Genomic DNA, 24482 nt, shown 5'->3' with positions numbered 1-24482 from the left:
GCTCTTTCTGTCAGGGGCTTGGGGACCTGTGGGCTTCTCAGGACGAGGGACCGGCCGGGCGCGGCACCGTGGCGAGCGGCTCACGCGCCAGCGAGGCCGCCGCCGACGGCACCGGACGGCGCTCGCCGAGCGGGACGACCGGCGGCAGCTCCGACTCCCCGAGAACGACGCGGCGGACGACCCGCTCGGCGGCCCGTCCGTCGTCGTAGGTGCAGAACCGCTCGCGGAACGCCGCGCGCAGCTGGGTCGAGCGGGAGCCCCGCCAGTGGCCGGTGGCGAAGATGTCGATCAGCTCGTCCTCGCCGCGCGCGAGGGCGCCTGGCGGGGAGGCCCGCAGATCGAAGTAGGTGCCGCGGGCCGCCTCGTACGCCTCCCAGTCGTCGGCGTGGATCACGATCGGCCGGTCCAGGTTGGCGTAGTCGAACATCAGCGACGAGTAGTCCGTGACCAGGGCGTCCGAGGCCAGGCAGAGCGACTCCACGCTCGGGTGGTCGCTGACGTCGACGACCCGGCCGCGGGTGGTGGCCAGCGGGGCGCCGTAGGCGTGGTGGGCGCGAGCCAGGACGATGAAGCGCGGGCCGAGGCGGCGCACGATCCGCTGGAGGTCGAGGGTGCGGTGCTGGGAGCGGCGGTAGTCGCGGTGGGTCGGCGCGTACAGGATCGCCACCGTGCCCTCCGGGATGCCCAGCGAGGCGCGCAGCCGGGCCACGTCCGCCGTGGTCGCCGTCCGGAACACGTCGTTGCGCGGGTAGCCGTACTCCAGCGTGGTGTAGCGCCCGGGGTGGACGCGCTCCTGGGTCAGGGTGGTGTGGCGGTTGGCGGACAGCACGTAGTCCCACTGGTCGACGCCCTTGAGCAGCCGGGCGAAGTCCCTGCCACGCGCCGCCGCCGGGCGTTCCTGGAGGTCCAGGCCGATGTGGCCCAGCGGGGTGCCGTGTCCGGTCTGGATCAGGACCTGGCCCCGGCGTTTGACCAGGCGGTGGTCGAAGTCGGTGTTGCTGACCAGGTACCGGGAACGGGCGAGCGCCGTCCAGTAGGCGGCCGTGCCGGGGACGACGCAGCGCGGGCCCGGCGGACTGGCGTGGTGGTGCTCCGGACGGGCGATCCACGCCGTGCGGATGTGCGGCGCGAGGCCGCGGACCGCGGACTCCAGCGCGCCCGGGTTGCAGCCGTGGCCGCGGCCGTCGTAGGCGGCGAAGACGGCACGGTCGGAGCGCACGGGCAGGCAGCGCTGGACGCCGTAGTGGACCCTGAGCACGGCGGTCCGCAGGCCGTGCAGCAGCTTCCCGGTGGTCCGGGCGGCGGCGCGGTGCAGGGCCGCCGCCAGGTGCAGCGTGCGGTAGGTGCGGTGCAGGCCGAAGCGGATCAGGGTGTGGTGCACCCGGGCGCGCAGGGGGACGGGCGGGCCCGGGGTGCGGTAGCGGCGGTAGTGGGCGCGGGCCCGGCGCAGGAAGTCCGCCCGCGAACCGCGTGGCAGCCGGTCCCGCCGGGAGTACACGATCGCCAGGTGGTGGACCATGCGGCGGAACAGCGCCGGCCGCCACCGGTCCAGCTCGGGGCGTTCGTCGAGATACGCGAACACGCGGTCGTACTGGTCGAAGACGTCGAAGTGGCGCTCGCTGGTGGTGCGCAGGATGCTGCCCATCCGCCGCTGCCGGTAGTGCACGCAGACGCGGTCGAGGGTCGCGATCGACTCGGCCGTCATCAGCACCGGGTACGTCCACGGCGTGTCCTCGTAGTAGCCGGGCGGGAAGGCGAACCCCTGCTCCTCGACGAACTCCCGCCGGTAGGCCTTGTTCCAGGCGACCATCAGCAGCTTCAGCAGGCCCGGCCGGTCCTCCAGGCGGAACGGGGCCGGGCCCTGCTCGGAGAGCTGCAGGGCCGCCTGGTTGCGGACCGCCTCGCCCGTCCAGTAGGTGCGCGCGTAGTCGAAGACCAGGACGTCCGGCTCGCCGGTCTCCTTCAGCCGGTCGGCGATGGAGCGCAGCGCGTGGGGCGTGAGGGTGTCGTCGCTGTCGAGGAACAGCAGGTAGTCGCCGCTCGCATGCGCCACGCCGGCGTTGCGGGCGGGACCCAGGCCGACGTTCTCGGGCAGATGGACGGGCTGTACACGCGCGTCGCGGGCGGCGAACTCGTCGATGATCGCGCCGCACGCGTCCGGCGAGCAGTCGTCGACGACGATCAGTTCCAGATCGGGACAGGACTGGGAGAGCACCGACTCCAGACACTCGTGCAGGTACGCCTGAACCTGGTACGCGGGGACAATGACACTGAACCTGGGCAAGAGGCCATCCATCGGTCGGCGCGGGCGTTCGGCCCGGGAACGGCCCAGAAGGCCACTTGGTTACGGCGGCTACGTCATCCGGGGGAATGCGGAAGGGGCGGCCCGCCACCGGCCCGCCCCTCCAACTCCCTTGCGATGTCTGCTACTTGACCGCGCCGGCCATCACGCCGGACACGAACTGCCGCTGGAACGCGAAGAAGACCGCCAGCGGGATCACCATCGAGATGAACGCACCGGGTGCCAGCACGTCGATGTTGTTGCCGAACTGCCGTACCTGCGTCTGCAGCGCGACCGTGATCGGCTGGCTCCCGGAGTCCGAGAAGATCAGCGCGACCAGCAGGTCGTTCCACACCCAGAGGAACTGGAAGATGCCGAGGGCGGCGATCGCCGGGCCGCCGAGCGGCATCACGACACGGAAGAACAGGCGCAGTTCACCCGCTCCGTCCAGGCGCGCGGCCTCCAGCAGTTCTCTCGGGATCTCGGCGAAGAAGTTCCGCAGCAGGAACACCGCGAAGGGCAGGCCGAAGCCGACGTGGAAGAGCACCACGCCGAGCACCGAGCCGAAGAGGCCGATGTTGCCGAAGAGTTCGGCGATCGGGATCAGGGCGACCTGCACCGGTACGACCAGCAGGCCGACCACACCGAGGAACCACCAGTCCCGGCCCGGGAACTCCATCCAGGCGAAGGCGTAGCCCGCCAGCGAGCCGATGATCACGACCAGCAGGGTCGCCGGGACGGTGATCCACACGGTGTTCAGCAGGGAGCTGGTGATGTCGTCGTTCTCCAGCAGCTTCGCGTAGCTGTCGAAGGTGATCTGCGACGGCTCCGTGAACACCTTCCACCAGCCGCTCGCCGCGATGTCCTCCGGCGAGCGGAGACTGGACAGCAGCAGACCGATCGTGGGCACCAGCCAGAACAGGCCCACCACGATGAGGAACACCCGCAGCAGCCCACCGCTGACGCCCTCGGCGAGCCGGGACCCCAGCGACTGTTTCGCCTTCATCGCCGCACCTCCCGCCTGAGCCTGCGTACGTTGAACCACATCACCGGGATCACGAGCAGCAGCAGGAACACCGAGATGGCGCTGGCGATGCCCGGCTGGTCCTCGGAGAAGCCCTTGCGGTACAGCTCCAGGGCCAGGACGTTCGCGTCGTCCTGGGAGGAGCCCGGGGCGATGATGAAGACCAGGTCGAAGACCTTCAGCACGTTGATCATCAGGGTGACCATGACGACCGCGAGGACCGGCGCCAGCAGCGGCACCGTGACCCGTCTGAACACCTGCCACTCGGAGGCGCCGTCGACCCGGGCGGCCTCCAGCAGCTCCCGGGGCACGCTCGCGAGTCCGGCCGCGATCAGCACCATCGCGAAGCCCGCCCACATCCAGATGTACGAGCCGATGATGGACGGGGTGACCAGGGACGGGCCGAGCCAGTCCAGGCCGTTGTACGGCTCCTTGAAGTTGCTTGCGGGAAGCCGCAGTTGGGACCCGTCGGCCGAGGCGGGCAGGGTGAAGGTGCCGTCGTCGGCCGCCGTCGCCGACGCCACCACCCTGCCGTCCTTCACGGCCTCGACCTTCATGCCGGCATAACCCAGTTCGGCCGGGTCGACGCCGTTGAGCTTGCCCACGCCCTTGCCGCGCGTGAAGTCCTGCCAGGTCGTACCGGTGACCTTGTCCGGCTCGGGCTTCGGCGCCACCGCGGTCTTCGCGTCGCCGGGCATCAGATCGGGCGCCACGCCCACCAGGGGCAGCGAGACGGCCTCGCCCGCGCGCACGGGCGACTTGGTGATGAACGCGCCGCCGCCGGCCGGTTCCAGCGGCGAGTTCCGGCCCGGGTGGGCCTTCGGGAACGCCGACGACGGGGCGAACGTGTCGTGCACGCCCACCCACACCGCGTTCGCCACGCCCTTGTCCGGATCCTGGTCGTACACCAGGCGGAAGATGATGCCCGCCGCGAGCATCGAGATCGCCATCGGCATGAAGACGACCAGCTTGAACGCCGTACCCCAACGCACCCGTTCGGTCAGCACCGCGAAGATCAGACCGAGTGCCGTCGCGACCGTGGGCGCGAACACCACCCAGATGACGTTGTTCTTCAGCGCGGTGCGGATGCCCTCGTCGGTGAAGAGGGACTTGTAGTTGTCTATTCCGGCGAAGCCGTCACCGGACTGGTCGTAGAAGCTGCGCACGACCGAGTACCCGATCGGGTACACCACGAGCGCGCCGAGCAGGACGAGCGCGGGCAGCAGGAACAGCGCCGCGACGGTCCTGCGGGTGCCGGTCACACTCTTGCGCGTCTTGGGGGCGGCAGGGGGCCCGCTGCCCCCTGCCGCCGTGGCTGACGTCATGGCATCAGTTCCCGTAGGCCGCGGCCGCTTCGGCCTCCAGCTTCGCCTGCGTACCCGCGATGTCCTTCGGGTTCTTCAGGAAGTCCTGGAGGATCTTCCACTCACCCTTGCCGGGCGTGCCGCCGAAGGCCTGCGGGGCCTGGTCGGACATGTCGAAGCGGAAGTCGTCACCGGCGTCGATGAGCGCCTTGGCGATCTTCTGCTGCACCGCGTTCGGGTACGCGGAGTTCGGCACGTTCTTGTTCGGCGAGAGGTAGCCGCCCAGCTTGGCCTGGATCTCCGCCGCGTCGGGCGAGGCGAGCCAGGTGGCCAGGGCCTGGGAGCCCTTCGAGTCCTGAAGGATCACGGCCGCGTCACCGCCCGAGACCACCGGGCCGTTGTCACCGACCGCGGGGAACGGGAACACCTTCGCGTCCGTCCCGATCTTCATGCTGGACGGGATGTTGACCTGCGCGAAGTCACCCGCGGACACCATGGCCGCCTTGGGCTGGTCCCCGCCGGTGAAGACCTGTGTGACGGAGGCCGGGAAGTCGGTCTGCAACGCCCCGTTCGCCCCGCCCGCGATCCAGTCGGCCTTGCCCCAGACCTGCGCGAGGGTGGTCAGCGCGTCCTTCACGGACGGGTCCGTCCATTTGATCTCGTGCTTGGCCAGCTGGTCGTACTTCTCCGGGCCCGCCTGGGAGAGGTAGACGTTCTCGAACCAGTCGGTCAGCGTCCAGCCCTCGGCGGCGCCGATGGAGAACGGGGTGACGCCGGAGTCGAAGACCGTCTGCGCGGTGTTGAGCAGATCCGGCCAGGTCTCGGGCTCACTCGCCCCCGCGTTCTCGAAGACCTGGTTGTTGTACCAGATCAGGGACTTGTTGGCGGCCTTGTAGTAGACGCCGTACTCCTTGCCGCCGACCTTGCCGATGTCCTGCCAGCCCTGCGAGTAGTTCTCGCCGAGCTCCTTGAGGGCGTCGGAGCCGAGAGGCTTGGCCCAGCCCCGGTCGACGGCCTGTTTGATGGCGCCCGGCTGCGGCAGCATCGCGATGTCCGGCGGCTGCCCGCCGGCCACCTTCGAGCCGATGAAGTTGATGATCGGGTCCTGCGCGGGCACGAACGTGACCGTGGCGCCCGTGCGCTTCTCGAACTCCTCCAGGACCTTCTTGAAGTTGGCCTGTTCGGTGCCGCTCCACACGGCGGCGACCTCCAGGCTCGTCCCGTCCAGCTTCGGAAGGGTGACGTTGTTCGCGGTCGGCTGGGTGTCGCCCGTGCTTCCACCGCTGTCGTTGTCGCTGCTTCCGCAGGCGGTGAGCGAGAGCGCGAGCGCTCCCGCGGCGACGGCGGCCGCTGCCCTGATGGCTCTGCGGCTCTGAGGGGTCGCCTTGTCGGGCGACCAGCGTGTCCGGATGGTGCTGCTCGTCATGCGCATGACTGCCCCGTTCTTCGTTCCTCGTCGAACGTCGAGCGCGCTCCCGTGCGATCTGGTCTACGCCTGGGTGTGCGGGGCGGCAAGATGGCGTCGGCTGTCAAGCGGGGGATCGTGACCCCCTCGTGACCAGGGGCTGAACCTCTGATCATCGGACGGGGTCGGCTTCCGGCCAGCACCACGTACGCGTGCTGACGAGTGCTACAGAAGTGACGGCACCTCCGCCGCCGAGACCTCCCTCGCCGCCCTTTCCAGCGCGCTGGCCAACAGTGCCAGGTCGGTCGGGCCGTTTCCGAGTTCCCGCACCGGGCGCCGGGCCGGAGGGTCACCCATGCGGTGCCATTCCAGCGGTACGACCGTGGGGCGCAGGGTCGCCGTCCGGGGGATACGGCCGGTGACCCGACCGCCCTGGAGCGGTGTCACCCGCCCGTCCGCGCACGTCAGGCTGCCCCGGCCGGGCGCGGGCTCGTCCGGACCCGGTGCCGGGGCGTCGAGCGAGACGCGCAGAGTGGCCCGGCGGGCCGGTTCCGTCTCCGCCGTACGGGGGCACGGGCCGGAGGCCGTCACCAGGTGGACGCCCAGCCGCTCGCCCTCCCGGGCCACGGCCTCCAGCGCGCGCATCACCGAGCCGGCGGCGGGCCGCCCGGTCGAGCCGAGCGCGGGGGAGACCAGGGCGTCCAGATCGTCGACGACCACGACGAGCCGGGGCAGCGGCGGCGCCGCCTCCGTCCGCCGCCGGGCCGCTCCGGGCCGCAGCCGCATGGTCGAACTGGACGGGGAGTCGAGATCCCCGGCACCGGCCCCGGCGGCCGGCTCGCCCTGAACGCCGCCCCGGGCCGTGGCCGTGCGCTGGGCGACCATACGGCCCGACAGCTCACGACCGCTGTGCCACTCGGCGAAGTCGGACCGGCCCAGCAGCTCGGCGCGCCGCTTCAGCTCGGCGCTCAGGGACTGCGCGAACTCCCGCATCCGGACCGGGTCGTGGGCCGAGAGATGCGTGGTCACATGAGGTACGTCCGTACACACCCGCAGTCCCTCGCCGTGCCCGGCGCCCGCGCCGGAGCCGCCCCGGCCGTCGACCAGCACGATGCCCAGCCGGTCCGGCCGCTCGGCGGCGGCCAGGGACGCGACGATCGCCCGCAGCAGCTCGGTGCGGCCGCTGCCCGGCGGGCCCTCGATCAGCAGATGCGGTCCCTGGGCCGCGAGGTCCGCGCCGACCGGGCCACGCGGCCCGGCGCCCAGCACCGCGCGCACCCGGCCGCCCAGCGCGTCCGCGTCGTCGGCCGCGTCCGCCCAGCGCGCCATCAACGACGCCGGGGTGGCCCGGGCCAGGCCCAGCTCGTCCAGCAGCCGGGCCGCCTGGGGCAGCGGCGCGGAGACCCGCGGCTGCCGCTCACTCGTCGCCACGTCCGTCCGCAGGGGCGCCAGCGCCCGCGCGAACCGCTCGGCCCAGGCGGGGGACACGGCGTCGACGGTGGCGATGGTGCCGTGACCGGCCGGCGCGGAGCCCGCTCCGGCCCGGGCCACGCGCATCAACCGCAGCGCCGTCGCCACGTCCCCGCTGAGCAGCGCGACCGCGCCGCACTGCCGGAACGTCGGCGACACCGCGCAGGCCGCCTCGTACGTCTCCGTCACCGGCGAGGCCGGGGAGGCGGCGGCCGTCTCGGCCAGACACACCACGTGTATTCCGGCCCGCGGGCCCTGCGCCGCCAGCCGCGCCACGGCCTCGCGCAGATCGGCCCCGCCGGGGTCGCCGTCCACGACGAGCACGGTGAACGGGCCGGGGAAGGGGACGGAAGCGTCGGTACCAAGGGCGGCGAGGGCGTCGTCCGGTGCCCGGTGGCCTCGGGAGGGCTCGCCGGCGGGATCCGGGGCGATGCCGGTGAGGGGAGCGGCGCTTCCCGCCCCGGCCTCGGCCAGCTGGTCCTCCAGACGCCGGAGCAGCTCGTCGGTACGGGCCGCCGCCTGTTCCCGGTCATGGGCGAGGAGCAGCCGGCAGTCCTGGCCGTGCCCGGGACGGACATGCGGCAGCCAGCCCAGCCAGGACCACTCGGCGGTGCGCTCCTCAAGGGGGCGCGAGCGGTCCGCGGCGATCAGCACGATCTCCAGCATGTCGGGGGAGTGCAACGCGGTGAGCTGGGCCAGCAGGGAACGGGCCAGTCCGCCGAGCCGAGCCCGCGGCCCGGCGAGACCCAGAGCGCCGACCTCACGCAACCCGGTGGTCACCGGCACCGCGGGCAGCAGGCCCGAGCCGTCCGGCACCGCCCGGTCGGCCGTACCGAGGCGCACCGCGAGCGCCTCCGGGTGGCCCGGACCGCGCTCCCACAGCCGGGGCCCCGGACCCAGTGCCGTCAGCAGCAGGGTGGCCGGATCCGGCCAGGTCTCCGGCACCGCCGGCACGACGGCCGGGCGCTCCACCACTTGGTCGGCCGGCTCGTCCCCGTACGCCTCGCGCGTGTCGGGCCCCTGCTCGCCGCGCCCACCGGCCAGCCGCCGGGCCCACGCCCCGAGCCCGCCACGCCTGCGGGCCCCTTGCGGTATGTCGGTCCCCCGGAGGGGAGTGCCCTTGCGCCCGCGCCCGGAGGGCTCTTCCGGGGAGCCGCCCGGGGTGCCCGGACCCTGTCCGCCACCGGAACGAGCGTCCCGTCCCGGCCCGGAGGTCGCGGAAGCGGGCCCGGCGTCCGCGGGAGCGGGCCCGCCGACGGCTCCGGCCCGAGGACCGGTGCTGTGGGCTCCGCCGGGGCCGTAAGACGCGCCGGTGCCGTGAGTCTCACCGGTGCTGTGGGCCCCGCCAGCGCTGTGGGCCCCGCCAGCGCTGTGGGCCCCGCCGGCCCTGTAGGTCCCACCGGTGCCGTGTGCCCCACCGTTGTCGCCAGTCCCACCGGTGTTCCGCGCCCCACCGGTGCCATAGGCCCCACCGGTGCCATGGGCCCCACCAGTGCCTTGCGGCCCACCAGTGCCATGGGCCCCACCAGTGCCATGCGCCCCACCGATGCCGTCACCCCCGCCACCGGCGAACGCCCCGCCCAGCGCCCCCGCGCCAAAGCGCCCCGCGTGGGTGTCCCCGTCGCCGAGCCCCGCCTGCGACGCACCGCGCTGCCGGGACGCCTGGGCCGGGCCGTCCGGGTAGGCCGTGGGTGACGAGCCCTCGGCAGCATCGCGCTGCCGGGACGTCGGCGCCCGGCCGTCCGGGGAGGTCATGGGCGACGAGCCCTCGCCGGCACCGCGCTGCCGGGGGGCCCGGACCACCCCGTCCGGCGAAGCCGCACGCGTCTCTTCCCGGGACGCCGCACGCGTGGAGTCCTCAGGGGAGACAGCAGCACCGTCTCCCCGGGCCGCCCCCGAGACACGCCGCCCCCGCGCACCCGGCACGGCACCGGACCTGCCTTGTCCGGGCCCCGGGTACGCCTCACGCTCGGCCGCCCCCGTACCCCTGCTCTCGACCCGGGGCGCCCCGCCCTGCCCCGGCACCACGGCCGAGTCGACGGAGCCCTGCCCGGCAGCGCCCGGGGTGCCCCAGGCCGCCGAGCCGTAGACGTGCCGCGTAGGACCGGAAGGGCCGGCCGGGGTCGGGTCCGCCGCGCGCGGGTGGGGCGTCGGACCGTCCCCGGCAGGGCCCGGCACGCGCACGTGGCCCTCCCCGTCCGGCGTCGTGCCGACCCGGGCACCCGGTCCTCCGGCGGGAGCCAGCCGCAGGGCCGACTCGCCGATCCGCAGCAGCGCCCCGGGCGCGAACCGGACGGCCCTGCCGCCCACCGGCCTGCCGTCCAGCGACGTGCCGTTCGTGGAGTCCAGGTCGGCCACCGCTACACGGCCGTCGGCGCCCACCGTCACCGCGCAGTGCAGCCGGGAGACGTCCGGGTCGTCCAGGGGCACGTCGGCGTCGGCGGAGCGGCCGATGCGGATCTCGCCGCCGTGCAGCAGATGGACGCCGCCGGCGTCGGGGCCCGCGACCACCTGGAGCTGGGCCGGGGCGTCGTCCAGCTCGGGGTGCGGCTCCGGCTCGCCCGGCGCGCCCACGGACAGCACGGCGCCATCGGTCAGCGGGGGCTCGCCGAGCGTGCAGCGCTGGGCGTCGAGCCGCTGCTCCCCGGCGTACAGCACCACCGTGCCCGAGCCGTCCCCGCCGGAGACCACCTGGGCGAGCGCCGAGGACACCGCCGCGAGCGCCGTACCGGCGGGCGCCGTGACCAGCACGTCGCTGCGTGGGGCGCGGCCCTGCGCCGGCGCCGACGGGCCCAGCGGATCTACGACGGTCAGCCGGATCTGCATCGCCGTCAGCGGTCCCTTCTGCCCGGGCGCGGAGTCCCCCGCCCCGCCCCAGCACGTCGGCCAATACCTGCAGGCATCCTCGCACCTGCCACTGACACCGCGCCCCTCGCTCGGGAAAAGGTGATCTTGATTGGTCGGCTCTGCCCGCAAAAGTGCCTGAGAGATGACCCACAGGCGACGCCTTGAGATCGGTCACGTTCATTCCCGGCAACCACAAGACCGAGGTGAGCGTCTTTGCTTCGAACGGATGTGAGAACGGCTACGTAAGACCCACAGAAAGCCGACACGCCGGTCCCCGGCATCGCGGCACTACAGTGGGTCGGACACAGGCCAGCAGGCAAGGCAAGCAGCAGGGAGCGCATGACGTGCGGCCGGTAGGCAGCAAGTACCTGCTCGAGGAGCCGCTCGGACGCGGCGCCACGGGCACCGTCTGGCGAGCCCGCCAGCGCGAGACCGCGGGCGCCGAGGCGGCCGTGCCGGGGCAGCCCGGCGAGACCGTCGCCATCAAGGTCCTCAAGGAGGAGCTGGCCAACGACGCGGACGTCGTGATGCGGTTCCTCCGGGAGCGCTCCGTCCTGCTCCGGCTGACCCACCCGAACATCGTCCGGGTCCGTGACCTGGTGGTCGAGGGCGATCTGCTGGCCCTGGTCATGGACCTCGTCGAGGGCCCCGACCTGCACCGCTACCTGCGCGACAACGGCCCCTTCAGCCCCGTCGCGGCGGCCCTGCTCACCGCCCAGATCGCCGACGCGCTCGCCGCCAGCCACGCCGACGGCGTCGTCCACCGCGACCTCAAGCCGGCGAACGTCCTGCTCCAGCAGTACGACGGGCGGATGCACCCGCTGCTGACGGACTTCGGCATCGCCCGCCTCGCCGACTCCCCGGGGCTGACCCGGACCCAGGAGTTCGTCGGCACCCCGGCGTACGTCGCGCCCGAGGGCGCGGAAGGCCGTCCGCAGACCTCCGCCGTCGACATCTACGGCGCCGGCATCCTGCTGTACGAGCTGGTCACCGGCCGTCCGCCGTTCGCCGGCGGCTCCGCCCTCGAGGTGCTGCACCAGCACCTGAGCGCCGAGCCGCGCCGCCCCTCCACGGTCCCGGACCCGCTGTGGACCGTCATCGAGCGCTGTCTGCGCAAGAACCCGGACGAGCGGCCCAGCGCCGAGAACCTCGCCCGCGGCCTGCGCGTCGTCGCCGAGGGCATCGGCGTGCACGCCAACTCCGCGCAGATCGCCGCCGCCGAGGGCGTCGGCATGCTCCTGGCGCCCGACCCGGCGCCCGCGCCCGTACCGGACATGTCCGGCGGTGCCGACCCCACCCAGGTCCTCCCGCAGGGCGCGGGTTCGTACGACCCGAACGCGGCGACCAGCGTCATGCCGCACACCGGCGGCCCGGCCGGCGCCTCCGACCCCACCTCGGTCCTGCCCCACCGGGGCGCGGCCGACCCGACCGCCGTCATGCCGCCGGTCCCGCCGGGATCGCCCGGCCACCCCGGCCAGCAGGGCCAGGGCGGCGGGCCCGAGGACCCGCACCCCTGGCAGAACCAGCTGCGGGCCGCCCGCGACCGCAACGAGCAGACGCAGGTCCAGAACTACCTCGACCCGGGTCAGGACCCGCTGCGCCGCCGCCCCCAGCGCCAGGTCGCCCGGCCGCAACAGGCCCCGCAGCAGCCCCCGCAGCGAGGCCGGCAGCCCCAGCCCGGACCCGGCTACGGCCATCCGCAGCAGCAGCCTCAGCAGTACGCCCCGCAGCATCAGCCCCAGCAGCCGCAGCGCTACGCCCCGCCCCCGCCGCCTCCTCAGCCGCAGCAGCCCCAGCAGCCCCAGCGCGAGCCCCGGCAGCCGCGGCAGCGCAGCGCCAACCCGATGCGGATCCCCGGACTCGGCTGTCTGAAGGGCTGCCTGTTCACCATCGTCATCCTGTTCGTCGCCGGCTGGCTGATCTGGGAACTGAGTCCCCTCCAGGAGTGGATCGGCACCGGCAAGGGCTACTGGGACCAGCTCACCGACTGGTTCAGCACGGTGACCGGCTGGATCGAGAAGCTCGGCGGCTCTTCGGGCACGAACTGACCCGAACCGGCCTGCGGGGTTGGTGATTTGTCGACACCTGGCGGGTGATTTCCGCCCGGGCGGTGAAGGTTGGCTCTTCCTGCGCGTAGTTTTAGCGACAACACGCGTCGGTAGGAGCAGCCTTGGCACGGAAGATCGGCAGCCGGTACACCGCCCACCAGATCCTGGGGCGGGGCAGCGCCGGCACGGTGTGGCTGGGCGAGGGTCCCGAAGGCCCGGTCGCCATCAAGCTGCTGCGCGAGGACCTCGCGTCCGACCAGGAACTCGTCGGACGCTTCGTGCAGGAGCGGACGGCGCTGCTCGGCCTGGAGCACCCGCACGTCGTGTCCGTGCGCGACCTGGTGGTGGACGGCAACGACCTGGCGCTGGTCATGGACCTCGTCCGCGGTACGGACCTCAGGACCCGGCTGGAGCGGGAACGCCGGCTGCCGCCCGAGGCGGCCGTGGCGATCGCGGCCGACATCGCCGACGGGCTGGCGGCCGCGCACGCCGCGGGTGTCGTGCACCGGGACGTGAAGCCGGAGAACGTGCTCCTGGACATGCAGGGCCCGCTCGGCCCCGGCGGCTCCCACCGCGCGCTGCTCACCGACTTCGGCGTGGCGAAGCTCATCGACACCCCGCGCCGGACCAAGGCCACGAAGATCATCGGCACGCCGGACTACCTCGCCCCGGAGATCGTCGAGGGCCTGCCCCCGCGCGCGTCCGTCGACATCTACGCGCTCGCCACGGTGCTGTACGAGCTGCTCGCGGGCTTCACCCCGTTCGGCGGCGGCCATCCGGGCGCGGTGCTGCGCCGGCACGTCACGGAGACGGTCGTCCCGCTGCCCGGCATCCCCGACGAGCTGTGGCAGCTGCTCGTGCAGTGCCTGGCCAAGGCACCGGCCTCGCGGCTGCGGGCCTCGGAGCTCGGGGCGCGGCTGCGGGAACTGCTGCCGATGCTGGCGGGCATGCCGCCGCTGGAGGTCGACGAGCCGGACACGGAGTCCGCCGAGGAGGACGACCGGGAGGAGCAGCCGGCCGGACCGGCACCGGCCGGGGAGCGGGTCCGCAGACGCGGCGCGGTCCCCCTGGTCCCGGGCGCGAAACCGGCCGACTCCAACCGGGACACCCACACCTCGATGCGCGTCCCGGCTCCTGACGAACTGGCCGGCGGCGCCCACGGCACGGCCCGCGCCCCGCGCACGTCGGGCACGCCGCGGCCCGGCTCGGCCCGCAACCGCGCCGCCGCCCGGCGCCGTCGCGTGGCGCTGGGAGCCGGCGCGGTCGCCCTGGTGGCCGCGATCGGCGTCGGGGTATGGCTGTCCACGTCGGACGACGACGCGAGCACCCCTCCCCAGGACACGAGAAACTCGGCCCCGCAGTCGCCCTGACGGGCCGGGTCTTCGATGGGGTCCGGGTGCGCCGCCGCCGGACCGGGAACTCGGCTCCGCGTTCTGCTCGACCCGTTCCGAGAACCGGCGCCGGCCCGATGCCCGCGGCATTGAACGCCATGCTGGGGTGGGGCTATGACGGTCGGAGCGCGGGCCGGTCTGCCGCCGCCGGGTGTCCGAGCCCGCAGTTCCGTCGGAGCACCGTGCCCCGTTGCGCCGTGCCGCCGTGCCGCCGTGCCGCCGTGCCGCCGTGCTGCCGTGCTGCCGTGCTGCCGTGCTGCCGTGCCGCCGTGTGCCGGGAGTCGCGTCGCCGTCCTGTCGGCACGCCAGACCCGCCCTGCCGGGAGTCGCGTCGCCGTCCTGTCGGCACGCCAGACCCGCCGTGCCGGGACTCGCGTCGCCGGGACGCCGTCCCGTCGGCACGCCAGGCCCCGCCCCGCCGGGACTCCGGGGACAAGGCACCCGGCCCCCCTGCCCCCCGGGGGCGGCGCCGGGCACCCGGTACTCGCGCCCCGCCCCGACCCCCGGCCGGGGCGCGGAGCCCGGCGCGCCTTCGGCAGCCCGCGCGCCCACCCGGCGATGGCCGCCGGGCGGAGCCGTTACGCTGGAGGCGTGGCAGTCGTCGATGTATCCGAAGAGCTCAAGTCCCTCTCCTCGACCATGGAGTCGATCGAGGCCGTTCTGGACCTCGACAAGCTGAGGGCAGACATCGCCGTGCTCGAGGAGCAGGCGGCCGCGCCGTCCCTGTGGGACAACCCCGATGAGGCGCAGAAGATCACCAGCAAGCTGTCCCACCTCCAGGCCGAGGTGCGCAAGGCCGAGGCCCTGCGCGGTCGCCTCGACGACCTGGGCGTTCTCTTCGAGATGGCCGAGGAGGAGGACGACCCGGACACCCGCGCCGAGGCCGAGTCCGAGCTCGCCGCGGTGAAGAAGGCGCTGGACGAGATGGAGGTCCGCACCCTCCTCTCCGGCGAGTACGACTCCCGTGAGGCCCTGGTGAACATCCGCGCCGAGGCCGGTGGCGTCGACGCCGCCGACTTCGCCGAGAAGCTCCAGCGCATGTACCTGCGGTGGGCCGAGCAGCGCGGCTACAAGACCGAGATCTACGAGACGTCGTACGCGGAGGAGGCCGGCATCAAGTCGACCACCTTCGCCGTCCAGGCGCCCTACGCGTACGGCACGCTCTCCGTCGAGCAGGGCACGCACCGGCTCGTGCGCATCTCGCCGTTCGACAACCAGGGGCGCCGCCAGACCTCCTTCGCGGGCGTCGAGGTCCTGCCCGTGGTCGAGCAGACCGACCACATCGAGATCGACGAGTCCGAACTGCGGGTCGACGTGTACCGCTCGTCCGGCCCCGGCGGCCAGGGCGTCAACACCACCGACTCCGCGGTGCGCCTCACCCACATCCCCACCGGCATCGTCGTCTCCTGCCAGAACGAGCGGTCGCAGATCCAGAACAAGGCGACGGCCATGAACGTGCTCCAGGCCAAGCTGCTGGAGCGCCGCCGCCAGGAGGAACAGGCCAAGATGGACGCCCTCAAGGGCGACGGCGGCAACTCCTGGGGCAACCAGATGCGTTCGTACGTGCTGCACCCGTACCAGATGGTCAAGGACCTGCGTACCGAGTGCGAGGTCGGTAACCCCGAGGCCGTGTTCAACGGCGAGATCGACGGATTCCTCGAGGCCGGAATTCGCTGGCGCAAGCAGCAGGAGAAGTAAGTTTGTCGACAAGGCAACTGCCGCCATGGGCACGGCAGTTGCCTTTTCTGTGCCCGGATGTCTGGGTTTTACATCACACTCACAGAGTTCGACTCTCCGCATAGCTCCCAGAGTTGGACATGGCGCCCGCAAACGCCCTTGACGTGTTCTTGAAAAATGGGAAGGGTAAAGCGCGGCATGCGTGTCTCTGGGGCGCATGTGAACCGGGGGGCCTCTTCACCGCAGCTTTCCCCGTCGAGCACAGCCCCGAGCGATGCCTAATGACGATGAGCTACTGGGGGTAGCAACCATATGACGAAGAAGACGCGGATCCGTGTCGCACGGATAGCGGCCGGCGCCGTGATCGCGGCCGGTGCCTCGCTGACCGCCGCCGGTGCCGCATCCGCCGCGGAGGCCGAGGACTGCCTGCTCGGCATCCTGTGCGCCAACGAGTCGCCCACGCCGGTCCCGACGCCGACGGACCCGCCCACCGACATCCCGACCGACCCGCCCACGGACATCCCGACCGACCCGCCGTCGACCGAGGAGCCCACGGACGAGCCGACGGAGCCCACGGACGAGCCCACCGAGCCGACCGAGGACCCGACCGACGCGCCGACCGACCCGGGCAACGGGAACGGCAACGGCGGCGGCAACGGCAACGGCAACGGTGGCAACAACGGCGGCGGCAACAACACCGACCCCGACGGCGGCACCTCCCCGCAGGAGGAGGGCTCCTCCTCCATCACGGACACCGGCTCGGACTCCACCCCGGCGGCCCCGCAGGGCCAGGCCCAGGCCCAGGGCAACGGCGCGGAGCTCGCCGAGACGGGTGCCGCGCAGACCACCTTCCTGGTGATCGGCGCCGCCACGATGATCGCCGGCGGTGTCGGCTTCCGCCTCCTGCCGCGCCTCGTGGGCGGCCGCGGCGGGGCTGCCGCCTGACGGTAGCCGCGTCCGTACGGACCGTAGGCACAGCGCGAAGCCGAGGGCCCGGAGCGAATCGCTCCGGGCCCTCGGCCGTGTCTGTGGTGTGGTGTTCCGCGAGTGCTACGCGGTCTGGTGCGCCAGCAGCGCCACCGCGGCGATCAGCACCGTCAGCAGTGCGATCAGCGTCATCGGGTTCAGATTCGCGAGGAAGTTCTCCTGCTGCAGCCGCTCGCGGTTCGCGCGGCAGACGGGGCACCTGCCCTCGCTCACGGGGGCCGCGCAGTTCGCGCACACCAACCGGTCGTACGTCATGCGCTCGCCCTCCTTGCGCCGGTTCCTTGTATGTAACGCTCGTGCGGGTGCGAACGTTCCCTCTCCACTGTGCCAGGTTCCTCCGGAGGGCGCGCGGCTCGCTCTCACAGGGACGTACAAAACGGCACATCCCTTGCGCAACCACTGTCGGTGACTGCGGTCTGCTCCCCGGTTCGCGTATGGTCACGCTCATCTACCCCCGGCGACCCGTGGTGCATCCGTGATCCGATTCGACAACGTCTCCAAGGTCTACCCCAAGCAGACCCGCCCCGCCCTCAGGGATGTCTCCCTGGAGGTCGAGAAGGGCGAGTTCGTCTTCCTCGTGGGGTCCTCCGGCTCCGGAAAGTCCACCTTCCTGCGGCTGATCCTCCGCGAGGAGCGGTGCAGCCACGGGCAGGTGCACGTCCTGGGCAAGGACCTCGCACGCCTCTCCAACTGGAAGGTGCCGCAGATGCGGCGCCAGCTGGGGACGGTCTTCCAGGACTTCCGCCTGCTGCCGAACAAGACGGTCGGCGAGAACGTCGCCTTCGCGCAGGAGGTCATCGGCAAGTCGCGCGGCGAGATCCGCAAGTCCGTCCCCCAGGTGCTCGACCTCGTCGGCCTCGGCGGCAAGGACGACCGGATGCCCGGCGAGCTGTCCGGTGGTGAGCAGCAGCGCGTCGCCATCGCGCGGGCCTTCGTCAACCGGCCCAAGCTGCTCATCGCCGACGAGCCCACCGGCAACCTCGACCCGCAGACCTCCGTCGGCATCATGAAGCTGCTCGACCGCATCAACCGGACGGGCACGACCGTGGTGATGGCCACGCACGACCAGAACATCGTCGACCAGATGCGCAAGCGCGTCATCGAACTGGAGAAGGGCCGCCTCGTCCGCGACCAGGCCCGCGGTGTCTACGGCTACCAGCACTGAGACCGCACCCTAGATCACGGAAAGGCATAACCAGTCGCCATGCGCGCCCAGTTCGTCCTGTCGGAGATCGGCGTCGGTCTCCGCCGCAATCTGACGATGACCTTCGCCGTCATCGTCTCCGTCGCCCTGTCGCTCGCCCTGTTCGGCGGGTCGCTCCTGATGAGCGACCAGGTCAACACCATGAAGGGCTACTGGTACGACAAGGTCAACGTCTCGGTCTTCCTCTGCAACAAGAGCGACGCCGAGTCCGACCCCAACTGCGCCAAGGGCGCGGTGACCGACGACCAGAAGAAGCAGATCCAGACCGACCTCGGCAAGATGGGCGTGGTCGAGAAGGTCACCTACGAGTCCCAGGACCAGGCGTACAAGCACTACAAGGAGCAGTTCGGCGACTCCCCGCTGGCCAGCTCCCTCACGCCGGACCAGATGCAGGAGTCGTACCGCATCAAGCTGAAGGACCCGCAGAAGTACCAGGTCATCGCGACCGCCTTCGACGGGCGGGACGGCGTTCAGTCCGTTCAGGATCAAAAGGGCATTCTGGATAACCTGTTCGGGCTGCTCAACGGTATGAACTGGGCGGCGCGGGCGGTGATGGCGCTGATGCTCGTCGTCGCGCTGATGCTGATCGTCAACACCGTGCGCGTCTCGGCGTTCAGCCGACGGCGCGAGACCGGCATCATGCGCCTGGTCGGCGCCTCGGGCTTCTACATCCAGGCGCCGTTCATCATGGAGGCCGCGGTCGCCGGACTCATCGGCGGGACGGTCGCCTGCGGGTTCCTGGTGGTCGCCAGATACTTCATCATCGACCACGGTCTGGCGCTGTCCGAGAAGCTGAATCTGATCAACTTCATCGGCTGGGACGCGGTCCTGACCAAGCTGCCGCTCATCCTCGCCACGAGCCTGCTGATGCCCGCGTTGGCCGCGTTCTTCGCGCTGCGCAAGTACTTGAAGGTGTGACGCATGCCAACAGGGGCCGTACGGACAACAGACCGTACGGCCCTTCCCCTTGTCCTAGACTCACCGGCATGTCAGGTCGTGACCCGTTCTGTCAGCCCCGCCGCATCCGCCGCGGGGCCGCCCTGACCTTGCTCTTCACGAGCGTGCTCGTCGCCGGAGCGGCCACCGGGTCCCTCCCTCAGGCCGACCGCAAGTCCGCTCCGGACGAGGCCCGTTCGGCCATCCCGGCCGGGCGCCACGCCGATGTCGCCAGGGCCGCCGAGGAGGCCATGGCCGACGGCAAGTCCCCGATGGAGGCCGCGAAGCGCGCGGTCAGCCGCAGCGGAGACCGCTGGGGCGCCGTCTACTCCCAGGGCGAGTACGAGGAGTTCGAGGACTCCCTCGACGGCCAGTACACCGGCGTCGGCCTGTGGGCCCGCAGCGAACGGGACGGCCGTATCGAGGTGACGAAGGTGCGCTCCGGCTCGCCCGCGGCCACCGCCGGGATCCGCCCCGGGGACCTGCTGCGCAGTGTCGACGGCGCGAAGACCGACGGGCGGCCCGTCACCGAGGTCGTCTCCTTACTGCGCGGGGACGCCACCGAAGCCACCGCCGGCACCACCGTCCGGCTGGGTCTGGAGCGCGGCACGCGCGCGTGGAGCGAGACCCTGCGCCGCGCCCAGCTCTCCAGGGACTCGGTCAGCGTCCGGGAAGTCGCCGACTCGGTCACCGTCATCAGGGTCGACACCTTCACCAAGGGCTCCGGCGACCAGATCCGCGCGGCCGTCCGGCAGGCCCCGCGCGGCGCCGGCATCGTCCTCGACCTGCGCGGCAACTCCGGCGGCCTGGTCACCGAGGCCGTCACCGCCGCCTCCGCCTTCCTCGACGGTGGCCTGGTCGCCACCTACGACGTCGACGGCGAACAGCGCGCCCTGCACGCCGACCCCGGCGGCGACACCACGAGACCCCTGGTCGCGCTCGTCGACGGCGGGACGATGAGCGCGGCCGAGCTTCTCACCGGTGCTGTTCAGGACCGCGGACGGGCCCTCGTCGTGGGCTCCCGCACCTTCGGCAAGGGCTCGGTCCAGATGCCGAGCAGGCTGCCCGACGGCTCCGTGGCGGAGCTGACCGTCGGGCACTACCGCACCCCCTCGGGCCGGGGAGTCGACGGCCGGGGCATCACGCCCGACCTGGAAACCGACGACGGAGCCCTCCAGCGGGCCGAGACCCTGCTGCGCGGCCTCGCCGGCCCGTCGTAATCGGCTTTCCCGCGGCCCCCTCCGTAGTGCGAAAATGGACGGCACTATGGCTAAGGAAAAAGGGCGCAAGATGATCGCGCAGAACAAGAAGGCGCGGCACGACTACCTCATCATCGACACCTACGAGGCCGGTCTGGTCCTCACCGGCACCGAGGTGAAGTCGCTGCGCCAGGGACGAGCGTCGCTGGCCGACGGCTTCGTGCAGATCGACGGCGACGAGGCGTGGCTGCACAACGTGCACGTGCCGGAGTACAGCCAGGGCACCTGGACCAACCACAGCGCCCGCCGCAAGCGGAAGCTGCTGCTGCACCGCCTCGAGATCGACAAGCTGCAGTCCAAGTCCCAGGAGACGGGGCACACCATCGTGCCCCTCGCGCTGTACTTCAAGGACGGCCGCGCCAAGGTCGAGATCGCGCTGGCGAAGGGCAAGAAGGAGTACGACAAGCGCCAGACGCTCCGCGAGAAGCAGGACCGGCGCGAGACGGAGCGGGCGGTCTCCGCGGTGCGCAGGAGGCAGGGAGCGTAGGTCCCCGCACGTCACCCGGGGTCTCCGGCGGGTGGGGGAATACGCTGGCACCGACCCGCGTTGGTCACGTACGATGGCACCTGCACCCCACGCAGGGCGCACGGTTTGAAAAATCAACATGGGGATGATCGGTTTCGACAGCGGCTGTCGAAGCAGGGGAAGCGTGCCGAGGAAGCGGCCATGATCTCGTAAACCACAGGCCGAAAAAAATAATCGCCAATTCCAAGCGATCTGTCTCCCAGGGCGAGCTCGCCCTCGCTGCCTGATTTTCAGGTAGCGAGCAGCGGCTCCCCTACTTAAGGGAGTGTCAGCCCGGGGGTGTTCCCGACCCGGATCCTGGCATCATCTAGGGGACTAAACCTTGATCCCGGTCACGGGGTGAAGAGGGAAACCAAACAGTGACTGGGCCCGTCGGAGACTTGTCGGCGTGATCTCCGGGGCCGAGAAAAGCACAGCCGACTGCGCACGGAGAAGCCCTCCTTCCGCACCGTTGGACGCGGGTTCGATTCCCGCCATCTCCACTCATCCCATGTGGGCACAGGCCCCGCCGCTTCCGAGCGACGGGGCCTTTGTCATGGCCGGACTGTCACAGCCGGACATCGGGGCCGTCGGCACCGGCGAGAGCCCAGGCGATCGCCGGATCGCTGCACGACGCCCGCAGGGTGTCCCCTTCGCGTACGACCGTGAAGGTCACGTCCCCGACCGGCACCGTCACGCTGTCGCCGTCCCGGAGGCCGTACGCCCGCAGGGTCACCCCGGCGGCATGGTCGTAGTCCGGGCGGTCGTCCACCGCGCCCACCGGGATCACGGCCCCGGGCCGGACCAGCAGCGGCACGCTCAGGAAACCGTGGCGTTCGCGCACCCAGCGCGGGCCGGTCACCGTCTCCCCGGTGAGGAAGTGGGTCCAGGTGCCCTCGGGGACGTAGTAGGTGACGTCGCCCTCGTCGCTGAACACCGGCGCGACCAGCAGGTCAGGGCCGAGCATGTACTGCCGCTCCAGGTGCGCGCACCCCGGGTCGTCCGGGAACTCCAGCACCATCGCCCGCATCACCGGCACGCCCTCGGTGTGGGCGGTCCGGGCCGCCTCGTACAGATAGGGCATGAGCCGCAGCTTCAGCCGGGTGAAGTGGCGCGTGACCTCCACCGACTCCTCGTCGAACAGCCAGGGCACGCGGTACGACGAGCTGCCGTGCAGCCGGCTGTGCGAGGAGAGCAGGCCGAAGGCCAGCCACCGCTTGAACAGGGCCGGTGACGGCGTGCCCTCGAAGCCGCCGATGTCATGGCTCCAGAAGCCGAAGCCCGACAGGCCGAGCGACAGGCCGCCGCGCAGGGACTCGGCCATCGACTCGTACGTCGCCTCGCAGTCACCGCCCCAGTGCACCGGGAACCGCTGGCTGCCCGTCGTCGCCGAGCGGGCGAAGAGGACGGCATCCTCCTCGCCGCGGTGCTTGCGCAGCACCTCGAAGACCGTGCGGTTGTACAGGTAGGTGTAGTAGTTGTGCATCCGCTCCGGGTCGGAGCCGTCCGACCAGGCCACGTCGAGCGGCACGCGCTCGCCGAAGTCGGTCTTGAAGCAGTCGACGCCCTGCGCGAGCAGCGCCTCCAGCTTGGCGGCGTACCAGTCGCGGGCGGCCGGGCTCGTGAAGTCGACCAGGGCCATGCCGGGCTGCCACATGTCCCACTGCCAGACGCTGCCGTCCGGGCGCCTCAGCAGATGCCCGAGTTCCCTGCCCTCGGCGAACAGCGGGGAGCGCTGGGCGATGTACGGGTTGATCCAGACACTGACACGCAGGTCACGGGCCTTGAGCCGGGCCAGCATGCCCTCCGGGTCCGGGAAGACCCGCGGATCCCACTGGAAGTCGCACCAATGGAACTCGCGCATCCAGAAGCAGTCGAAGTGGAAGACGGAGAGCGGCAGCTCGCGCTCCCGCATGCCCTCGATGAAGGACGTCACCGTCTCCTCGTCGTACGAGGTGGTGAAGGACGTCGACAGCCACAGGCCGAACGACCAGGCGGGCGGCAGGGCCGGGCGGCCGGTCAGGGCCGTGTACTTGCGCAGGATGTCCTTCGGGGTCGGGCCGTAGATGACGTAGTACGTCAGCTCCTGCGTCTCCGCGCTGAACTGCACCCGGGAGACGACTTCCGAGGCGACCTCGAAGGACACCTGGCCCGGGTGGTCGACGAAGACGCCGTAGCCCGCGTCCGTGAGGTAGAAGGGCACGTTCTTGTAGGCCTGTTCGCTGCACGTGCCGCCGTCGGCCTGCCAGATGTCGACGACCTGCCCGTTCCTCACCAGCGGGCCGAAGCGCTCACCGAGGCCGTAGACGGCGGTGCCGACCTGGAGCACCAGCTGTTCGCGCAGATGGTGGGCGCCGGTCGCGTCCCGCATGATGCCCATGCTCTTGTGTCCGCTGCTGGTGAGCGTGCGGCCGCGGGCGGCGAACTCGACGTGCCAGGGGCCACCGCGGGCCACCCGGACCGACAACTCGCCCGAGGTCAGGGTCGTGTGCTCGTCGTCGTACGAGATCCGCGCGGGCGGCCGGGAACCGGTGAGCTCGAACTCCGGGCCGCGGGGCTGCCCGCCCGTGAAGTGCGTCAGCGTCAGGCCGACGACGTCGGGCATGGGGGTGTGGGCGCGCAGCGTCAGGACGGGGCCGGTCATCAGGTCGCCGCGGGAGCGGATGGGCCGGGTCGGCGCGTGGAACTCCACCGCGTCGTCCGACTCGGTGACGTCGAGGACCTCGGCGGGATGGGCCGCGGTGACGCCCTCGCGCAGCAGCCAGTAGCCGTCGGTGAACTTCATGTGGGGGTCCCTAACTTCCCGGCGCATGATGTCGAAGCGCTTCGACAGTCGAACGTATGCGGGGTGCGTGAGGGCGTCAATGGGCAGTGAGGCAATTGGTGAAGCGATTCGACGCAGCGACCAGTGACAACGCCAGGGCCAGCGCTGCCGCCGTCACCGGGATGCCGTAGCCGGCCGTGGCCGACACATGCTCCACCGTCCAGCCGCCGAGCGCCCCGCCGGCGGCGATGCCGCCCAGCAGGCCGGTCACCGCGAGGGTCATGCCCTCGTTCAGCCGGCCCTCGGGGGTGCGCTGCTGGACCAGCGTCATGGTGGTGACCATCGTCGGGGCCGTCGCCATCCCGGCGACCAGCAGCGCGCCCGCCAGGGCCAGGAGGGAGCCGGTGAGGACGGCCGCGAGCAGGGGCAGGGTCAGCAGCGCGGTCATCGCGGCCACGCACCACGGCAGACGTGCCGAGGCCGGGTCGGCCGGCTTGACAGCGCCGAACAGCAGGCCCGCCATGCAGGAACCCGCCGCCTGGAGCGCGAGCACGACACCGGCGGCCGACTGCTGTCCCCGGGTGTCCGCGAAGGCGAGTGTGACGACCTCCGTCGAGCCGAACACCGCGCCCATCGCCAGGCAGACCGCGAGCAGCGGGGGCATGCCGGGGGCGCGCAGCGGCGCCTTCGCGGGTATCCGCTCGCGGACCGGCGGCTCCGTGGCGCGCCGGGTCGTGAACAGGAGCATGCCCGTCAGCAGCAGTACCGCGCCGACGAGCGTGCCCGCCTCCGGGAAGAGCGTTCCGCACAGGAAGGCCGCGAGCACCGGGCCCAGCATGAAGCACAGTTCGTCGGCGGCCTGCTCGAAGGAGTGGGCGGTGTGCAGGCCCTTCGGGTCGCCGGCCAGCAGATGCGCCCAGCGGGCCCGTGCCATGCCGCCGGTGTTGGGGGTCGTGGCGGTGGCCGCGTAGGAGGCGAACAGGGTCCAGTCCGGGGCGTCGTGGCGCACGCACAGCAGCAGCGCGAGGGAGCCGAGGACGGCGATCACCGTCGCGGGCAGGGCCACCCGGGCCTGGCCGTGCCGGTCGATGAGCCGCGCGGTCCACGGCGCGACCACCGCGGTCGCCGCGAGCCCCGTCCCCGTGACCGCGCCGGCCAGGGCGTACGAGCCCCGCGTCCCGGCGATCATGACGACCGCGCTGACGCTGAACATGCCCATCGGCAGCCGGGCGACGAGGTTCCCGGCGGTGAACGCGCGGGCGCCCGGCAGGCGGAAGAGGCGGCGGTACGGGGTGAGATGCGGCATGCCCCCACCGTCGCCCGGCGGTGATCAAGCGGTCCAACACCTGTTCCGCACGGATTCACGCACCTGGGTTGTAG

Annotated in this window: 16 protein-coding genes and 1 other RNA gene; 9 read left to right on the top strand and 8 right to left on the bottom strand. The window is 72.0% G+C overall.

The window, feature by feature from the left end; genetic code table 11:
• Positions 1 to 37: 37 nt before the first annotated feature.
• From AC07DF_RS37920 to AC07DF_RS37900, 5 genes are all read right to left on the bottom strand, one after another.
• Entirely contained in the window at positions 38 to 2284 is a 2247-nt protein-coding gene (locus AC07DF_RS37920; protein ID WP_478981495.1) for a bifunctional glycosyltransferase/CDP-glycerol:glycerophosphate glycerophosphotransferase, read from the bottom strand.
• Between the two features lie 142 nt (positions 2285 to 2426).
• Positions 2427 to 3287, bottom strand: coding sequence for a carbohydrate ABC transporter permease (locus tag AC07DF_RS37915; protein WP_478981493.1), 861 nt, complete (start codon positions 3285 to 3287; stop codon positions 2427 to 2429).
• Positions 3284 to 4630 carry a carbohydrate ABC transporter permease gene (locus AC07DF_RS37910; protein ID WP_478981491.1) on the bottom strand — a complete coding sequence of 449 codons (1347 nt, stop codon included), beginning with the start codon at positions 4628 to 4630 and terminating at the stop codon, positions 3284 to 3286. The genes AC07DF_RS37915 and AC07DF_RS37910 overlap by 4 nt, the downstream gene beginning before the upstream one ends.
• A 4-nt stretch (positions 4631 to 4634) precedes the next feature.
• Entirely contained in the window at positions 4635 to 6041 is a 1407-nt protein-coding gene (locus tag AC07DF_RS37905) for an ABC transporter substrate-binding protein (protein WP_478981489.1), read from the bottom strand.
• Between the two features lie 198 nt (positions 6042 to 6239).
• Positions 6240 to 10310, bottom strand: coding sequence for an FtsK/SpoIIIE domain-containing protein (locus AC07DF_RS37900; RefSeq protein ID WP_478981487.1), 4071 nt, complete (start codon positions 10308 to 10310; stop codon positions 6240 to 6242).
• 365 nt (positions 10311 to 10675) lie between these two features.
• Here AC07DF_RS37900 and AC07DF_RS37895 point away from each other — a divergent pair, with 365 nt between their 5' ends.
• The 4 genes from AC07DF_RS37895 (at position 10676) to AC07DF_RS37880 (ending at position 16392) form a co-directional block, all read left to right on the top strand.
• Positions 10676 to 12379, top strand: a complete 1704-nt coding sequence (locus tag AC07DF_RS37895; RefSeq protein WP_478981485.1) for a serine/threonine-protein kinase — start codon at positions 10676 to 10678, stop codon at positions 12377 to 12379.
• 122 nt (positions 12380 to 12501) lie between these two features.
• Positions 12502 to 13749 (top strand): serine/threonine-protein kinase, encoded by a 1248-nt coding sequence (locus tag AC07DF_RS37890; protein ID WP_478981483.1) that lies wholly within the window; start codon positions 12502 to 12504, stop codon positions 13747 to 13749.
• 612 nt (positions 13750 to 14361) lie between these two features.
• Positions 14362 to 15468 (top strand): peptide chain release factor 2, encoded by a 1107-nt coding sequence (gene prfB / locus AC07DF_RS37885; RefSeq protein WP_193478387.1) that lies wholly within the window; start codon positions 14362 to 14364, stop codon positions 15466 to 15468.
• Between the two features lie 291 nt (positions 15469 to 15759).
• Positions 15760 to 16392: a hypothetical protein gene (locus tag AC07DF_RS37880; protein WP_399025557.1), complete on the top strand. Its 633-nt coding sequence runs from the start codon at positions 15760 to 15762 to the stop codon at positions 16390 to 16392.
• 105 nt (positions 16393 to 16497) lie between these two features.
• Here AC07DF_RS37880 and AC07DF_RS37875 read toward each other — a convergent pair whose 3' ends face one another.
• A complete protein-coding gene (locus AC07DF_RS37875; RefSeq protein ID WP_261683029.1) occupies positions 16498 to 16689 on the bottom strand; it encodes a hypothetical protein in 192 nt (63 codons plus the stop codon).
• A 220-nt stretch (positions 16690 to 16909) separates the two neighbouring features.
• Here AC07DF_RS37875 and ftsE point away from each other — a divergent pair, with 220 nt between their 5' ends.
• From ftsE to ssrA, 5 genes are all read left to right on the top strand, one after another.
• A complete protein-coding gene (gene ftsE / locus AC07DF_RS37870) occupies positions 16910 to 17599 on the top strand; it encodes a cell division ATP-binding protein FtsE (protein WP_184593314.1) in 690 nt (229 codons plus the stop codon).
• A 39-nt stretch (positions 17600 to 17638) separates the two neighbouring features.
• Positions 17639 to 18556, top strand: a complete 918-nt coding sequence (ftsX, locus tag AC07DF_RS37865) for a permease-like cell division protein FtsX (RefSeq protein ID WP_382499996.1) — start codon at positions 17639 to 17641, stop codon at positions 18554 to 18556.
• Between the two features lie 68 nt (positions 18557 to 18624).
• Positions 18625 to 19794 carry a S41 family peptidase gene (locus tag AC07DF_RS37860; RefSeq protein ID WP_478981479.1) on the top strand — a complete coding sequence of 390 codons (1170 nt, stop codon included), beginning with the start codon at positions 18625 to 18627 and terminating at the stop codon, positions 19792 to 19794.
• Between the two features lie 46 nt (positions 19795 to 19840).
• Positions 19841 to 20320 carry an SsrA-binding protein SmpB gene (gene smpB, locus AC07DF_RS37855; protein WP_478981477.1) on the top strand — a complete coding sequence of 160 codons (480 nt, stop codon included), beginning with the start codon at positions 19841 to 19843 and terminating at the stop codon, positions 20318 to 20320.
• Between the two features lie 120 nt (positions 20321 to 20440).
• Positions 20441 to 20844: a transfer-messenger RNA gene (gene ssrA, locus AC07DF_RS37850) on the top strand.
• A 62-nt stretch (positions 20845 to 20906) separates the two neighbouring features.
• On the opposite strand, the gene yicI is transcribed toward ssrA, so the two are convergent.
• A complete protein-coding gene (gene yicI / locus AC07DF_RS37845) occupies positions 20907 to 23123 on the bottom strand; it encodes an alpha-xylosidase (RefSeq protein WP_478981475.1) in 2217 nt (738 codons plus the stop codon).
• Between the two features lie 76 nt (positions 23124 to 23199).
• Positions 23200 to 24408, bottom strand: a complete 1209-nt coding sequence (locus AC07DF_RS37840) for an MFS transporter (protein WP_478981473.1) — start codon at positions 24406 to 24408, stop codon at positions 23200 to 23202.
• Between the last annotated feature and the right edge of the window lie 74 nt (positions 24409 to 24482).

The sequence above is a fragment of the Streptomyces sp. NPDC044719 genome (assembly GCF_056433405.1).
Note: the sequence above shows the minus strand (reverse complement) of the source record. Positions and strands in the feature narration are given on the sequence as shown.

Excerpts from the sequence above, each read along its gene's own strand:
- AC07DF_RS37915 (WP_478981493.1), bottom strand. The coding sequence starts at position 3,287 with ATGAAGGCGAAACAGTCGCTGGGGTCCCGGCTCGCCGAGGGCGTCAGC.
- AC07DF_RS37910 (WP_478981491.1), bottom strand. The coding sequence starts at position 4,630 with ATGACGTCAGCCACGGCGGCAGGGGGCAGCGGGCCCCCTGCCGCCCCC.
- AC07DF_RS37905 (WP_478981489.1), bottom strand. The coding sequence starts at position 6,041 with ATGCGCATGACGAGCAGCACCATCCGGACACGCTGGTCGCCCGACAAG.
- AC07DF_RS37900 (WP_478981487.1), bottom strand. The coding sequence starts at position 10,310 with ATGCAGATCCGGCTGACCGTCGTAGATCCGCTGGGCCCGTCGGCGCCG.
- AC07DF_RS37880 (WP_399025557.1), top strand. The coding sequence starts at position 15,760 with ATGACGAAGAAGACGCGGATCCGTGTCGCACGGATAGCGGCCGGCGCC.
- AC07DF_RS37875 (WP_261683029.1), bottom strand. The coding sequence starts at position 16,689 with ATGACGTACGACCGGTTGGTGTGCGCGAACTGCGCGGCCCCCGTGAGC.
- ftsX (WP_382499996.1), top strand. The coding sequence starts at position 17,639 with ATGCGCGCCCAGTTCGTCCTGTCGGAGATCGGCGTCGGTCTCCGCCGC.
- AC07DF_RS37860 (WP_478981479.1), top strand. The coding sequence starts at position 18,625 with ATGTCAGGTCGTGACCCGTTCTGTCAGCCCCGCCGCATCCGCCGCGGG.
- smpB (WP_478981477.1), top strand. The coding sequence starts at position 19,841 with ATGGCTAAGGAAAAAGGGCGCAAGATGATCGCGCAGAACAAGAAGGCG.
- yicI (WP_478981475.1), bottom strand. The coding sequence starts at position 23,123 with ATGAAGTTCACCGACGGCTACTGGCTGCTGCGCGAGGGCGTCACCGCG.
- AC07DF_RS37840 (WP_478981473.1), bottom strand. The coding sequence starts at position 24,408 with ATGCCGCATCTCACCCCGTACCGCCGCCTCTTCCGCCTGCCGGGCGCC.